Origin of the sequence: Candidatus Skiveiella danica, assembly GCF_022705245.1 — a bacterium.
GTDB classification, from domain to species: domain Bacteria; phylum Pseudomonadota; class Gammaproteobacteria; order Burkholderiales; family Burkholderiaceae_C; genus Skiveiella; species Skiveiella danica.
Genome location: NZ_JAKJEW010000003.1, coordinates 174,084 through 189,191 on the forward strand (window position 1 = coordinate 174,084; position 15,108 = coordinate 189,191).

At 62.9% G+C, this 15,108-nt stretch carries 8 protein-coding genes; all 8 read left to right on the top strand.

Annotated elements, in window-relative coordinates:
• Positions 1-104 precede the first annotated feature (104 nt).
• Positions 105-326: a helix-turn-helix domain-containing protein gene (locus ACMUOY_RS03080; protein WP_413891026.1), complete on the top strand. Its 222-nt coding sequence runs from the start codon at positions 105-107 to the stop codon at positions 324-326.
• Positions 323-4,609: a BREX system serine/threonine kinase PglW gene (gene pglW, locus ACMUOY_RS03085; protein WP_413890966.1), complete on the top strand. Its 4,287-nt coding sequence runs from the start codon at positions 323-325 to the stop codon at positions 4,607-4,609. The genes ACMUOY_RS03080 and pglW overlap by 4 nt, the downstream gene beginning before the upstream one ends.
• Positions 4,606-8,199, top strand: a complete 3,594-nt coding sequence (gene pglX / locus ACMUOY_RS03090; protein WP_413890968.1) for a BREX-2 system adenine-specific DNA-methyltransferase PglX — start codon at positions 4,606-4,608, stop codon at positions 8,197-8,199. The genes pglW and pglX overlap by 4 nt, the downstream gene beginning before the upstream one ends.
• Entirely contained in the window at positions 8,196-9,311 is a 1,116-nt protein-coding gene (locus ACMUOY_RS03095; protein WP_413890970.1) for a hypothetical protein, read from the top strand. Before pglX ends, ACMUOY_RS03095 begins: the two co-directional genes overlap by 4 nt.
• A 254-nt stretch (positions 9,312-9,565) precedes the next feature.
• Entirely contained in the window at positions 9,566-10,003 is a 438-nt protein-coding gene (locus tag ACMUOY_RS03100; RefSeq protein WP_413890972.1) for a hypothetical protein, read from the top strand.
• A gap of 17 nt (positions 10,004-10,020) precedes the next feature.
• Entirely contained in the window at positions 10,021-10,689 is a 669-nt protein-coding gene (locus ACMUOY_RS03105) for a type II TA system antitoxin MqsA family protein (protein ID WP_413890974.1), read from the top strand.
• Positions 10,686-11,240 (top strand): hypothetical protein, encoded by a 555-nt coding sequence (locus ACMUOY_RS03110; protein WP_413890976.1) that lies wholly within the window; start codon positions 10,686-10,688, stop codon positions 11,238-11,240. Before ACMUOY_RS03105 ends, ACMUOY_RS03110 begins: the two co-directional genes overlap by 4 nt.
• Positions 11,241-11,350: 110 nt before the next feature.
• Positions 11,351-15,070 (top strand): phage resistance protein, encoded by a 3,720-nt coding sequence (locus tag ACMUOY_RS03115; protein WP_413890978.1) that lies wholly within the window; start codon positions 11,351-11,353, stop codon positions 15,068-15,070.
• Positions 15,071-15,108: the final 38 nt, after the last annotated feature.

Genomic DNA, 15,108 nt, shown 5'->3' on the forward strand with positions numbered 1-15,108 from the left:
CGCACGACCCCAAAAACCACATTCTGGAGGTCTCATGCAATTGGGGTTGTGCGTTGCAGCGCATTTTGTTATTCTACGCATCACCCCACCCAACTAACATGGCCATGATCCGCTGCAATCTCTCCACCCTGATGGGGCGAGACAAGCTCCGCATCTCTGATGTCGTGCGAGAAACCGGGCTCAATCGCAGCACGATCACAGCGCTCTACAAAGAGACCGCCACGCGGGTCGATCTGCCGGCGATTGACCTGCTGTGCCGCCTCTTCCGCTGCCAGGTGGGCGATCTCTTTGAGCACCAGCCAGAAGCCATCGAGGAACTTCCATGAGCCTCAGCGCCGCCCGTTGGCACGTCATCGCAGAGTCAAACTTTGCGTGGGAGCGTGAAGCTTTGGACTGGCTGCGCAGCAACCTGCCCGACCGCGATTCCTGGCACGTCTGGACGAATTTTGAGTTCATCGACGATGAAGGCAAGGTCAGCGAGGTCGATGCACTGGTGCTCTCCCCGGCTGGCCTGTTCCTGGTCGAGATCAAGAGCCGTCCCGGCGTTTTGCGCGGCGATGCGCACAGCTGGACCTGGACCACCGACGGGCGGTCCAATACTTACGACAACCCGGTCATCCTGGCCAATCGCAAGGCCAAGCGGCTGGCCAGCTTGCTGCGCCGGCAGTCCGCGATCACTAAGGCGAAGTTTCGCCTTCCCTTCGTCGAACCGGCGATTTTTCTGTCGTCCAGCAGCCTGTCCTGCCAGCTGGAAGGCCTGGCCAGGACGGCCACCTTCCAGCACGGGCGGCCGGGCACTGTGGACGACCCCGGCATCGTCGGCGCCCTGGCCAATGGCATCACCAACCGGGCGACCACGTCGGTGGACGCCGCCCAGGCGCGTGCCATCGCCCGCGGCCTGGCTGAGGCGGGCATCCGCCCCTCCAACAAGCACCGGCAGGTGGGTGACTACCGGCTCACCAGGCTGCTGGCCGACGGCGAGGGCTTTCAGGACTGGGAAGCCAGCCACGTCAGCATTGACACGGTGCACCGGCGCGTGCGCATCTACACGGTGGCCACCGCGTCCAGCCCCGAGATCCGAGCCACGCGGGTTCGCCAGGCGCGCCGTGAATTCGAGATCCTCGAAGGCATCGACCATCCCGGCATCCTGAAGGTCAAGGACTACAAGGAAACCGAACTCGGGCCCGCACTGATCTTCGATCACGACCCGAAGGCCGTGCGCTTGGACCACCTGCTGCGCGAGCGCGGCAAGACCCTCACCGTTACCCAGCGGCTTCAGTTGGTCCGCGACATCGCGGAAACGCTCAAGTACGCGCACTCCAAGCGCCTATATCACCGCGCGCTGGGGCCGCAAAGCATCCTCGTCAATGACCTGGACGGCGGCGTTTTGCACGTCCGGCTGATGAACTGGCAAACGGCCTCGCGCAACGTCGGCGATCTGGCCTCGCCGAATACCGTGCACCGCACCACCGGCACCCGCCACGTCGAGGACTATGTCGAAGACCCAGGGCTGATCTACCTGGCGCCCGAAACCACCCGGGCCGACCCGGCGCAAGGCCCCAGCCTCGATGTCTTCTCGCTCGGTTGCATCGCCTACTATCTCTTCAGCGGCCAGCCGCCGGCCGAGTCGGTGCTGGATCTGGCTGAGAAGCTGCGGGTCGGCCAAGGTCTGCGCCTGTCCGACACCATGGACGGGTGCGGCGCTCGGCAGCAAGAGTTGATCCAGTTCGCCACCTATCCCGACCTGCTGGCGCGCTACGACTCCATCCAGGGTTTCCTCGACGACCTGGACCGGGTTGAAGATGAACTGACCACCCCCGATCCGGAAGCCACCGTCGACCCCAGCATCGCCAGCACCGGCGACCGGCTGGAAGGCGGCTTCACCGTCGTCAAGCGCGTGGGACGCGGCTCGTCCAGCGACGCCTTGCTGGTGCGCAGGGACGGCAGCGAAGAAGAGCACATCCTCAAGGTGGCCTGCGACATCGCGCACAACGACCGCCTGGTTGCCGAAGGCGAAGTGCTTGCCCGTCTGCACCACCAGAACATCGTCGCGCACCGCGAAACGCTCACCATCGCCGGCCGCACCGCCCTGCTGCTCAAGAGCGCAGGTGAGAAAACTCTTGCCGAAACGCTCAAGGAAGCCCGCGAACAGGGTCGCCTGTCACTCGACATGCTGCAGCGCTTTGGCGAAGAACTGATCGAGGCGGTCGACCATCTCGAAGCAGTGGGAGTCGCGCATCGGGACATCAAGCCCGAAAATATTGGAATCACCAAGAACCGCACCGGCAAGCTGCAACTCGTGCTGTTCGACTTCTCTCTGTGTCGAACGCCGGCTGACAATATCACGGCCGGTACGCACCCCTACCTCGACCCATTTCTGTCGATGCGCCGGCCACCGCGTTGGGATCTGTACGCCGAAAGGTTTGCGCTCGCCGTCACCTTGTACGAGATGGCGGTGGGCCAGCCTCCCGTCTGGGGCGACGGCCACACCTCGCCGACCATGCTCGATGTCGAGGCCAGCATCGAAAGCGATGTCTTCGACCCGGTCACCCGCGAGGGCTTCACCACCTTCTTTGCCAAGGCGCTCAGGCGCGACTACAAGGAACGCTTCGACAACGCCGAAGAAATGTTGCGCGCCTGGCGCGCCATCTTCACGGCTAGGCAAACCGTACATCCCGGCCAAGCGGGTGACAGCACTGCCGACAGTGGCTTCGGCGCGATCGCGCTGACTGCAACCCCGCTCACTACCATGGCTGAGCTGGGCTACAGCCTGGAAGCCCAGGACGTGCTGGAACGCATGGGCATCCACAACGCGCGTGAACTGCTCGCGGTGGATCGCATCCGCTTTCGCTACCTGCGCGGTGTGGGCGACAAGATCCGCAAGGAGATCCGACTCAATGCGAAAGATCTGGCGCGCCGCCGTCCGGACCTGACCCAGGGCCGCGCTGCGGCGCACGACGACGAAGATGCCGACGGCGCCGTCAGCATCAACGAGCTCGCAGCGCAATTGCTGCCGCGCCGACCGGCCGGCGACGACCGCCCGGAAGAAGCCGCACTCGCCCACTACCTGGGGCTCGACGATGCCGTGAAGGCTGGTGTGTGGCCCAGCCTGGGCGATTCCGCGCAGGCCGGCGAAGTGGACCGCACTACCCTCACCGCCACCCTGATCAAGGCCCGCGAGCGCTGGCTGAAGAACCCCGCCTTCACTGAACTGCGCCAGCAAATCGATTTACTGCTGCGCAGCCAGGGCCAGGTGATGAGCGCGTCGGAAGGCGCCATGGCCTTGCTGGCCCTGCGCGGCTGTGCGGCGCAAGACGACGTCGAGCGCCTGCGCCAGGCCACCGCGGTGTTGCGGGCCGCGGTGGAAGCCGAAGCCCACCTTGACCAGCCGCGCTTCGAGGCCTTCGACCATCAGCCGTCCATGCTGATCGCCAGCGCGTCGGCTTGGGCAGACTACGCGCGCCAGCTGGGCGCCGCGGCCGATGCCTGCGCGTTGGCCGACCCGCTGCTGCCGCCTTCGCGCGTGCTTGAAACGCTGGAAGGCGTGCCGCTGCCTCAATCGTCAGCCGCAACGCAGGCCGCCGGCGCCCTGCCAATCGGCCCGCTCACACCCACACGGCTGCTGCGCCTGGCCGCCTCGGCATCGCGCAAAGCGGCAGTGTCCAGCCGGCAGGAGATTTATCCGCGTGGCATGGCACCGTTGCAAGCCCTCAAGCAGTCACTGGGTGCGCTGGTGGGGGCGCCTGAGCTGACCGTGGCAGACATTCAGGGGCGCGTGCAGGGTCGCTACCCCGAAGCGGCCGGCCTGCCCCACCGCCCCGAGCTCGATCGCCTGCTAGAAGAGTCTTGCGCACCGCTGGCCTGGGACGCCACCGCGGCAGATGGTCGTGGCGCATTCCGCCTGGCCACACTGGGGCGGGCGCAAACCGCCGGAACCACCACGCAGTTCTCGCGCCACGCCACGCTGCTCACGGCCCACGCATCGGGCGACAACGATGTGGTCCAGGCCGCCGCAGTGGAAGACCGCCTGGTGCGCGGTATGCAGCAAGGTGGCATGCTCGTGCTCACCGTTCACCCGCGCATCGCCCGCCATGCCGAGGCTGAGCTGCTCCATCGCTTCGGCACGCCGGGCGTGCTGCCTGCTCCGCTTCAGCGAGTCAACTTCGACGCGCTGCTGTTGGCCGCCCTGCGCGACCAGGCCAAGACGGCTGGTGTCGACTGGAACGTCGTGCTTCAAGCCGACGCCGCCGACCGCGGCAGCCGCCACTGGATCAACCTGCAGCGCCTGGTTCAACGCACCCTGCCAGCACTCCGGTCTGCGCTGCTCAACAGCCCTGCGCCTGTGTTGCTGGTCAGCGCCGGCCTGCTGGCCAGGTACGACCTGATGGGACTGATCACCGAGTTGGAAGAGAACGCCGGCCGCCCGGCCCACACCCACGGCGTGTGGCTGCTGCTGCCCACCAGCCACCAAGGCCTACCGGTCATCGACGGCGTGGCGGTGCCGATGGTGAACAACATCCACAACACCCGTGCCTTGGTTTTGCCGCAGGCCTGGATCGAAAACAAGCACCGCGCAAAGACCGCGACCCCAGGAAGAGCCACCACGTGATCAACGCCCCCCAACTCCTTGCCGATCTCACCCGGCTGCTCAAGCGCCTGGAAGAAGACCTGCTGCGTCGCATCGACGAAGTCGCTGAGCTCAAGACCAGCCTGCAAGTCGAGTGGCAGGCCGCACGCGACGCCGACCGCACAGCCGAGACCTTCGAGACCTGGGTCGACCAGATCATCACCCAGGCCGGCGTGCATTGGCTGCTGTCTTGCGTGTTCTTGCGCTTCATCGAAGACAACAAGCTGGTTGACCGGCCCTGGCTGGGTGGCACGCCTGAATCGGGCAACCTGGCGCTGGCGCGCGATCGCCACGAGGCCTACTTCCGCGCCAACCCGCTGCACAGCGACCGTGAGTATCTCCTAGCCTCATTCCGTGATGCCGGCACGCTGCCAGGCCTGCACACCTTCTTTGACGCTCTCCACAACCCGGTCTTCAGGCTCGGCATCAGCGGCGATGCGGCCATGGCTGTGCGCCAGTTCTGGCAGCAGGTGGACCCGAACACCGGCGCGCTGGCGCACGACTTCACCGACCCGACCTGGAACACCCGCTTCCTGGGCGACCTGTACCAGGACCTGAGCGAGGCCACCCGCAAGCGCTACGCACTGCTGCAGACGCCCGAGTTCGTCGAAGAGTTCATCCTCGACCGCACGCTGACGCCCGCCATCCGCGAGTTCGGCTACCGCACGGCGAGCTTGATCGACCCCACCTGCGGCTCGGGCCACTTCTTGTTGAGTGCATTCCAGCGCTTCGTGGATGAATGGCAGCGCGCCGAGCCCTCGCGCAACCGGCGCGACATCGCCCAGAAGGCGCTGGACGCCGTGGCGGGTGTGGACCTGAACCCGTTTGCAGTCGCGATTTCGCGCTTTCGGCTGTTGGTCGCGGCGCTGCTGGCCAGCGACGTGCGCAAGCTGAGCGAGGCGCCGGACTTCCGCATCCATGTGGCCATCGGCGACAGCCTGTTGCATGGCAAGCGCTTCGGCATGACAGCCACGGATGGCATGTTCGAGGGAGCAGAGCATTACGCCGGAACGGGCTTAGCGCATGCCTACGCCAGTGAAGACTTGACAAACGTGAAGCGCATTCTCGGTCGGCAATACCACGCCGTCGTTGGCAATCCGCCATACATCGTAGTGAAGGACGCAGCACTCAACGCAGCATATCGCCAGCGATATGTGAGCTGTCACAAGAAATACTCGCTCGGCTGCCCGTTCACGGAACGTTTCTTCGACTTGGCAGTGACAGGTGGCGGAGTGACAGCGCCAGCTGGATACGTTGGCCTGATCACTACCAACAGCTTCATGAAGCGCGAATTCGGGTCAAAGCTTATTGAAGATGTACTACCCCGATTGGATTTGTCTCATGTGATTGACAGTTCAGGCGCTTGGATTCCAGGGCACAACCGAGATGGGACGGCGACCGTGATGCTTTTTGGACGCCATCGACCGCCAATCGAATCCAACCCTGTTCGTACCGTGATGGGTATCAAGAGCGAGCCGAGTACGCCGAGCATTCCCGCTCAAGGACGGGTGTGGAGCGCAATCGTCCAGCAAGTTGATCAAGCAGGTAGTGAATCTGAATTTGTTAGCGTCGCTGAAACACCAAGGGCGTTGTTTTCGAAGCACCCTTGGAGCATTGGCGGGGGTGGCGCGGGAGACTTGCTGGCTCAGATCGACGATGCAAGTGTCCTGCGAATGAGTGAGGTCAGCACATCAATTGGGAGAACGACTCATACCGGCGAGGACAACGTCTTCGTGTTTAACAGCGCGTGGGCCGCGCGGGTTGGCGCCGTCGAATTTACCGTCCCCTTGGTCGAGGGGGAACACGTCAGGGATCACTTTCTGGCAACTGATGCAGAGACGATTTTTCCCTACGACCAAGAGACAGCGGTTGTCCTAGATGCGTTTCCATCAGGAATCTCGAAGCACTTCTGGCGATTCCGCCGGCTGATGAAGGAACGGAAGGACTTTGGAAACTTCATCGAGGATCGAGGGCTGCGCTGGTATGAACATTCGATGTTCTTCCCTGAGCGGTTCAGAACGCGACAGGGGATAGCCTTCGCGGACATCGCCACCCACAACCACTTTGTCCTCGACCGGGGCGTAAAGGTATTCAACCGTACTGCACCCGTCATAAAGCTGCCGGCGGGCAGGAGCGAAAGCGAGTACCTTGGACTGCTCGGTTTGCTGAACTCTTCGGTGGCGTGTTTCTGGCTGAAGCAGGTTTGTTTTCCCAAGGACGGCCAGGGCCAGATGTGGGAGGAGCGTTTCGCCTTCAACGCCACCAACGTCGCCGAGTTTCCTTTGTGCAAGGGCAGGCCGCTGGCCAGTGCCAGCCGCATGGACGCGCTGGTCCACCAGCTCAGCGCGCTTCAGCCCGCAACCCTGCTGGCCACCACCCCAGCGCCCACCCGCGCCAGTCTGGATGCGGCGCACACTCGCGCCACACAGGTCCGGCAGCACATGATTGGCGAGCAGGAAGAGTTGGATTGGCACTGCTACCGTCTGTACGAGCTGCTACCGGCAGGCGTCTCGGTTGAGGACGTAGAGCACAGCACACCCGTTGAAGTGGATCTCGGCGAGCGGGCCTTCGAGATCGTGCTGGCCCGTCGAGTCGCCGCCGGTAAGGAAACCAGCAACTGGTTCGAGCGCCATGGGTCGACACCCACCACCGAGATTCCGGAACGCTGGCCTGAAACCTATCGGCGGGTCGTGCAGCGACGCATTGAGCTGATCGAACGTGATCCCACGCTGCGTCTCTTGGAGCAGCCGCTCTGCAAGCGGCGTTGGAATTCACCCAAGTGGGCTGACCTGGAGCAGTCAGCGCTGCGCGACTGGCTGCTTGCCCGGCTGGAGTCGAAGTCGCTCTGGGTTGCCAGCACCGACCAACCGCCGCAAATCAACACCACCAGCCGGCTGGCTGACACGGTGCAGCGCGACGCCGAGTTCATGCAGATCGCCGCGCTGTATGCAGGCCACGCCGATTTCGACGTAGCACAACTGGTGGCTGGCTTGGTCACGGCAGAGTCCGTTCCCTTCCTGCCTGCCCTGCGCTACTCCGACACGGGCCTTCGCAAGCGCGCGCAATGGGAAGACACCTGGGCACTGCAGCGGCGCGAAGATAAGGGTGAGAGCGTCGGCAGCATTCCCGTCCCGCCCAAGTACAAGAAGGAAGACTTTCTCAAGGTCACGTTCTGGGATCTGCGTGGTGGGCTGGACGTAGCCAAGGAGCGCTGGGTCAGTTACCCCGGTTGCGAACGTGGCGCCGATGGCAGCCTGCCCATCGCATGGGCCGGCTGGGACCATCTCCAGCAAGCCACCGCACTGGCCGCCTACTACCTCGAAATGAAGGAAAGCGAAGGCTGGGAGGCAGCACGCCTGCAACCCCTGCTGGCAGGCCTGCTGGAACTGGTGCCCTGGCTGGAGCAATGGCACAACGAGGTGGACCCGGTCTACGGCGAGCGCATGGGCGCGTACTACAAGGGCTTCGTGTCCGAGGAAGCGCGCTCGCATGGCTTCACGCTGGACGACCTGCGGGCCTGGAAACCGGTGGCGGTCTCGTCCCGGCGTGGTCGCAAGAAAGCGGCGACATGACACTGGCGCCGACGATGGTCCAGATGACGTACACGCACTTGTGTGCGTGGCGCGTCATCGGCGGCATTGGCATGCCGCCTGATTCAAATACGGTAGCACTGGCGGCGGGTGAAGGCTGGTCCTATTCACTGATCAGCGACGTCGACACGGCATGCGCGGTCACCGACCGCGGCGCGGCTCTCGGGTTTCTGGTTTTGCAGGGCATCTTCGCTCCTGCCAAGGTTGGATCCTTGGAGGAACGCCTTGCCGAATCAATCCAAGACATCCAAGAAACTCGACGAAAGAAGACCGGCTCGTATCCCGTTCTATTTTTCCAAGCGTCGGGGCCGGTTGACGTTACCTTGAACAATGCTACCAAACAGCGTGATGAATTTGTGCTGACCTTTGACGCTTTCGACAAAGCGGCCATTCGTCAGAAGTTTGTTCAGCAACATCGCGCGATGCAACTGGCTCTGGCGCTGGCGTCAAAAATGCGAGTGCGTTTTGACGAGGCCACCGCAGGAACCTACTGCACGAATACAGACGGACAGACGGTCTACAGCTTGACCTTCTCAGGCGGTACGGCTGACCTGATTGTTGCTTCGCCGCTCGACCCTGATGCAGCAAAGACAGTTGCCCAACGGTTTGATTCTCTGAGCACCGGCACTGATCTTGATTCGGCAGTACGGTTGTATGCCGACATGGCGATCTATGGACGCGAGCCATTCCGTGCTTTTCTTTCGGGTTGGACGGCGCTTGAGATATTGATCAACAAGACCTTCAAGGAACACGAAGAACACTTCTTCAGAAGCTTGGATATGCCCCATCAGCCAGAAATGTCCATAAAGTTCCTCGCCGGCGTCCGAAAGACAATGGAAGGAAAACATGGCTTGGTAGATCGGTTCACGTTGGTGTCTTCAGTACTGTTGCCCACACAAGTCGCAGAGGCAGCGGAGGCGGACCTGGCCACCTTCAAACGCATCAAGAAACTGCGGGACGAGATTGCCCACGGATCAACCATCGATGAAGACGGATTGCCCATCGATGAGCTGAGCCAGCTCCTTCTGAAATACCTCGCGGCACGCACCGAGCGTGTCACAAGCGCGGTGGCTACCCCAGCCAGCTCAACCTAACGAGGACCGAGATGTTAGACCGCAACGCCCTTGTCACCCAGCTGCATGCACGATCGCCCACCGCAGCGATCATTCCTGTCCCATACCAGGGAGAGGTTATCTCGGTCCAGCGCATCAGGCCGGACAAACCGTGGCGAAATGCTCTCGTCGCTATTTTGTCTGTAGGACAAGGGTCTCAAACTGGCGGAACTCAGGGAGCAAATCATTAACGTGGTCTGTTTTAGGGATAAACCCCAAGTACCCAAGGATTTATCATGGTGATAAACTACCCTTCGAACTTGTGGTTGAGCGACGTCGGTGGGTCGATCCCGTCAGACGCAGGTCAGCGTCGGCGTATCAGCGGTGGCCCGCTGCTTGATCTGAAGGCTTTGCAGGAAATCATCGCGTCCGGACAATTGAGCGTGGACAACATCTGGCCCGCCACTCGTCGATGCCGGAACAGTTTGGAGGACTACAGGTGGAGCTTCGATACCGTCTTGGAGATTTTCAGCTGTTTGCTGCCAGAGGACTACAAGAACTCCGAATGGTGCGGTGTCGATGGAAACCGCACCGTACCCTGCGACGTTTATCGGGTCTGCTTTGATGATGTGCGCCGAAAGCGCAATCCGAACGCCTGCGAGGTGTACTTAAAGTTCTCGATCGACGACGCAGGCGCCCTCACTTTGGTCCTGGTTCAGTCGCATTTTTCATGAATATGTTGGAGGCTCACATGTCTACCGCCAGAAAACAAGGGGCTGTTGAAGTGCAAGTGCATCGGGCTTGCCCCGCATGCCGCAATGGACATCTGCACGAAAGGACGAGCGAACGTGTTTTCAACCCACACGGGAAGGCCTTGGCCGTGTCCTTGCTGACGTCGATTTGTGACCAATGCGGCGCTGAAGCCACCAGCGCTTCGCAGCATGACGAGAACCTGCGCCGATTGGCGGCGCGCAAGGCGCACTATGGGGAGCTGTTGATGGGTGAAGAAATCCACGCACTTCGCCGCCGTTATGGATTGACCCAACAGCAGGCTTCGCGGATCTTTGGCAAAGGAAAGATTGCGTTCTCGCGGTACGAAAACGAGACCACCTACCCAGACGAAAGCACAACGCGTCTGTTGGCCTTGGCGATTGCGAAGCCTGAGACGATCAAGTGGCTGGCAGACAGGAGTGGTGTCAACGTGCCGCTTTGGAAAGAACGCTGCGAAGACGAACAGCGCGTAAAGCTGCGAGTCCTTCCGAGGCCCAAAGCTCAGACCACCAAGCAGCGAATCGACTTCTTCTCTCCAAGCGACGGATCGCATGTTCCTGCGAACTGGAGCAGCATTGCCAAGACGAAGACGCAAGTCGTTCGCACAACGACTCTCGCGACTTGGGTCCCTGAGGAGATGGCCGCGTGAAGCCGAGCCCGATTCAGCTGTTACAGCTGTTCTTTAAGCATGTGCGCGTTGAGATCGATCCGGAACATATCCTGTCGGAGCCCCCGAATCCGCTGACTTCGGCGTTCGTCTTCGACGGGATCAGAATCCAGACAGAGTTCGGAATCGGCGAGATCGACCCGGATCATGAGCGCGGACGCATGTTTCTGACGACACTGCGTGTGATCGTGGACAACAAGTCGCTTCCGAAGGTTAAGGAGCAGAAGTTCTCACCGTACAAGATTGACATCGCGGTTGATGGTGTCGTAGCAATACCCAAGGGTGCAGAGCAATTGGCCCCGCCGGAAGATCTGGCAGCCGTGAACGGCGCATCGCTCCTTTGGTCAGCCGTTCGCGAGCAAGTGCTCTCATTGACCGCGCGCATGCCGGCTGGGTCAGTGATGCTGCCAACTGTTCACTTTCATGACCTTAAGCAGAAGTCATCTGAAATTGCAGACCACGCCGCTGGCGCGCAGGCGAAACAAGCAAATGCAGAAAATCCAAAGCGTCCATCCCTCAAGCGCATCCGATGAGCGGGATGGAAGCAGTGCTCAAACAAACGTTTTGAGCAGCTAAGAGGAAACAGATCTACGCTGATACGCCCACTTAGATAGGTGGGCGTTCGCACAAAGAGGCACTGAGAATGACACTGCTGCGAGACTTGATTTCTATTCCCGAGCGGGTGCACCAGGGCGACTTCGTCCTTCAACTGTCCAAGGGCGTCACCGAGCCCGAGCAGACGCTGCGTGACTACGTCGTCACACCGCAGTTGGTGGATGCCTTCAGCAATGCCATGGGCTTCATCCAGCAGGCGGTGCAGACAGGTGGCAGCAAGGCTGCTTACTTGCACGGCAGTTTCGGCTCGGGGAAGAGCCACTTCATGGCGGTGCTAAACCTGCTGCTGGCCGGCAACACGCAGGCCCGCGCCACGCCAGAGCTGGCCGACGTGGTGGCGCGCCACAGCTGGACTGAAGGGCGCAAGTTCCTGCTGGTGCCGTACCACATGATCGGCGCGCGCGACATGGAGTCGGCCATCCTCGGCCAATACGCCGACTTCGTGCGCAAGAAGCGCCCCGACGCGCCGGTACCCGGCTTCTACCTGGCAGAAGGCCTGTTCAAGGATGCCCGCGACCTGCGCGCGCAGATCGGTGACGGGCCCTTCTTCACCAAGCTCAACGAAGGCGCTACCGGTGGTGGAGGTGGTGGCGGCGGTGGTGGCGGTTGGGGCGAGTTCGACAGCGGCTGGGACGCGGTGAGCTTTGAAGCCGCCATGCTGGAGCCACCCAACGGCGAAGAGCGCTCGCGGCTGGTTGGCGACCTGATCACGCAGTTCTTCTCGGCCTACCGCACGCTGGCGGGCAGCGGTGAGTCGTTCGTGTCGCTGGACGACGGTCTGAGCATCATGAGCCGGCACGCCAAGACGCTGGGCTATGACGCGGTCATCCTGTTCCTGGACGAGTTGGTGCTGTGGCTGGCCAGCCATGCGGCCGACGTCAACTTCGTCAGCCGTGAAGGCACCAAGCTGGTCAAGCTAGTGGAGGCCACCAACGCCGACCGACCCATCCCGCTGGTCAGCTTTGTGGCGCGGCAGCGTGACCTGCGCGACCTGGTGGGTGAAAACCTGGCGGGCTCGGTGCAGGTGCAGTTCAGCGACGTGCTCAAGCACTGGGAGGCGCGCTTCCACCGCATCACGCTGGAAGACCGCAACCTGCCCGCCATTGCCGAGCGGCGCGTGCTGCGCCCGATCGACGAAGCGGCACGGCAGACGCTGCAGGGCACCTTCGACGACGTGATGAAGATGCGCAAGGACGTGCTCGACACCTTGCTCACCACCACGGCCGACCGCGACATGTTCCGCAAGGTCTACCCGTTCACGCCGGCATTGGTGCAGACCTTGATTGCCGTGTCGGCCGCGCTGCAGCGCGAGCGCACGGCCTTGAAACTGATGCTTCAGTTGCTGGTGGACCGGCGCGCCGATCTGGAGCTGGGCCAACTGATCCCCGTGGGGGATTTGTACGACGCGATTGCCGAGGGCGACGAGCCGTTCTCCGAGGGCATGCGCCTGCACTTCGAGAACGCCAAGCGCCTGTACAACCATCGGCTGCTGCCCATGCTGGAGCGGCAGCACAGCGTGACCTGGGAGGCCATCAAGCTCGGCCAGGCCGACGCCACCGCTGCCAAGAACCTGCGCAACGACGCGCGCCTGCTGAAAACGCTGCTGCTGGGCGCTTTGGTGCCCGAGGTGGAGTCACTGAAGGGCCTGACCGCGCAGCGCCTGGCGGCGCTGAACCACGGCACGTTCCGCTCCCCCATTCCGGGCCGCGAGGCGCAGGACGTGCTGCGCAAGTGCCGCGACTGGGCCAGCGAGATCGGCGAGATCAAGATCACCGAAGACCAGAATCCGATCATCTCGATCCAGGTGACGGGCGTGGACATCGAGCCGATCCTGCGGGCGGCCGAGGCGAACGACAACGCCGGCAACCGGCGCAAACGGATCCGGGAGGCGCTGTTCAAGGAACTCGAGATTCCGGACACCGGTGGCCTGTTCACCACCTACGAATTCAACTGGCGCGGCACCCGGCGCGAAGTGGAGCTGCTGTACGAGAACGTGCGCGAGATGACAGACGACCGGCTGCGCGGCCGCTCGGGCGCCTGGACGGTGGTGCTGGACTTTCCGTTTGACGATGCGAACTTCGGCCCCGCCGATGATCTGGCCCGCCTGGCGGAGTACCGCGGCGGCGACACCAAGACGCTGGTGTGGTTACCCTCGTTCCTGAGCAACAAGGCGCTGGCCGACCTGGGGCGGCTGGTGGTGCTGGACTACATCCTGCAGGGCGAGCGCTTTGACAACTACGCCGCCCACCTGTCGTTCGTCGACCGCGTGCAAGCCAAGGCCCTGGCGCGCAACCAGTTGGACCAGTTGCGCATCAAGCTGCGGTCGCAGCTGGAAGTGGCCTACGGCATCAGCACCGAACCGCGAGATGCGGTGAGCAACCCGCTGACGGCGGACCAGCAGTTCAAGTCTCTGGACCCGACGCTGTCGCCGCGGCCACCTGTAGGGGCGGAGTTCAAGTCGGCTTTCGAGAGCCTGCTGGGACAACTGTTTGCCCACCAGTACCCGGCCCACCCGGAGTTCGACACCGAGATCAAGCCCAGCGTCATCAAGAAGGTGTGGCCTGAAGTGCAGAAGGCCATCGAAGCGCCTGGCCAACGCGGGCTGGTGCAGGACTCCGCGACCCGCAAGCTGGTGCGTGCGGTGGTCAACCCAAGCCAGTTGGGACAGATGGGTGAGACGCATTTGCTGATCGAGCCGCACTGGCAATCGCGCTTTTCGCAAAGCCATGCGCGCGACGGCGGCGGCGCCATCACCGTGGCCAAGCTGCGGCAGTGGATCGACACTCCTGCGCCGATGGGCCTGCCCATCGAACTGCAGAACTTGATCATCCTGGCCTTTGCGGCGTCGACCAACCGCCGCTTCACGATGCGCGGCGGGCCGCACGAGCCCACGATCGACAGCCTGCCCGATGAGCTGGAGCTCAAGGAGCAGGCGTTGCCGAACACGGCAGACTGGGAGACCGCGCTTCTGCGGGCGTCCAGCCTGTTCGGGCTGACGCTCGGCCAAACGCTCAATGCGGCCAATGTCGGCAAGCTTGTGGATGAAGTTCGGCAGAAGGCGGCAGACAAGCGTGAGGCGGTGACCCGTCTGGTGTCGCAGGTGCGCGACCGTTCGGCGCGCTATGCGCCCGGCATCACCGGGGCACGCCAGCAGTCCGCAGAGTCTGCCCAGGCGCTCCTGGCCGCACTGGCACAAGCGGCAGAGGGCGACGTGGTGACGACGCTGGCCAATGCGAGCCTGCAGACGTCCGAGGCAGCGGTCAGCCGCAGCCTGGGGCAAGCGCAGGTCTGCGCCGATGCATTGGGCAGTGGAAACTGGCAATTATTCGATGTGGTTCGCGACCTGATGGACCACCGTCGCGACGCGGCGTTGCTGATCATGAACCGCCTGACCGAGGCGCTGACCAGTGACGAACATGTGGTGGCTTTGAAGCCGCGGCTTGAAGAGCTGGCACGGGATGCGATGCGTCTGCTGGCTGCCGCAGCACCCACACCAGCCCCAGTGACGCCGCCACCTTTCGCACCAACGCCGCCCGGCGTGGGCACGACGCCGGTGCCGTCGCCCGTGGTGATGCCTCCTGCCCCGCCCGCTAACGGGCCGGAGGTGGTGGACGAGAAGCAGCAGTTGCACCTGAGTGGCGCCGCTGCGGTAACCGCGCTGGACGACCTGAAGACGCTGGTCACCAGTGAACGCGACCTCGAGCTGACGCTGAGCTGGCGGGTGCAGCGCAAGGGCACGAAGCTATGAGCGCGCTGGGCCGCTCCCAAGCGCGAATGCTCCCCCTC

Coding starts and splice junctions, on each gene's coding strand:
- pglW (WP_413890966.1), top strand. CDS start 323: ATGAGCCTCAGCGCCGCCCGTTGGCACGTCATCGCAGAGTCAAACTTT.
- ACMUOY_RS03100 (WP_413890972.1), top strand. CDS start 9,566: ATGGTGATAAACTACCCTTCGAACTTGTGGTTGAGCGACGTCGGTGGG.
- ACMUOY_RS03080 (WP_413891026.1), top strand. CDS start 105: ATGATCCGCTGCAATCTCTCCACCCTGATGGGGCGAGACAAGCTCCGC.
- ACMUOY_RS03105 (WP_413890974.1), top strand. CDS start 10,021: ATGTCTACCGCCAGAAAACAAGGGGCTGTTGAAGTGCAAGTGCATCGG.
- ACMUOY_RS03115 (WP_413890978.1), top strand. CDS start 11,351: ATGACACTGCTGCGAGACTTGATTTCTATTCCCGAGCGGGTGCACCAG.
- ACMUOY_RS03095 (WP_413890970.1), top strand. CDS start 8,196: ATGACACTGGCGCCGACGATGGTCCAGATGACGTACACGCACTTGTGT.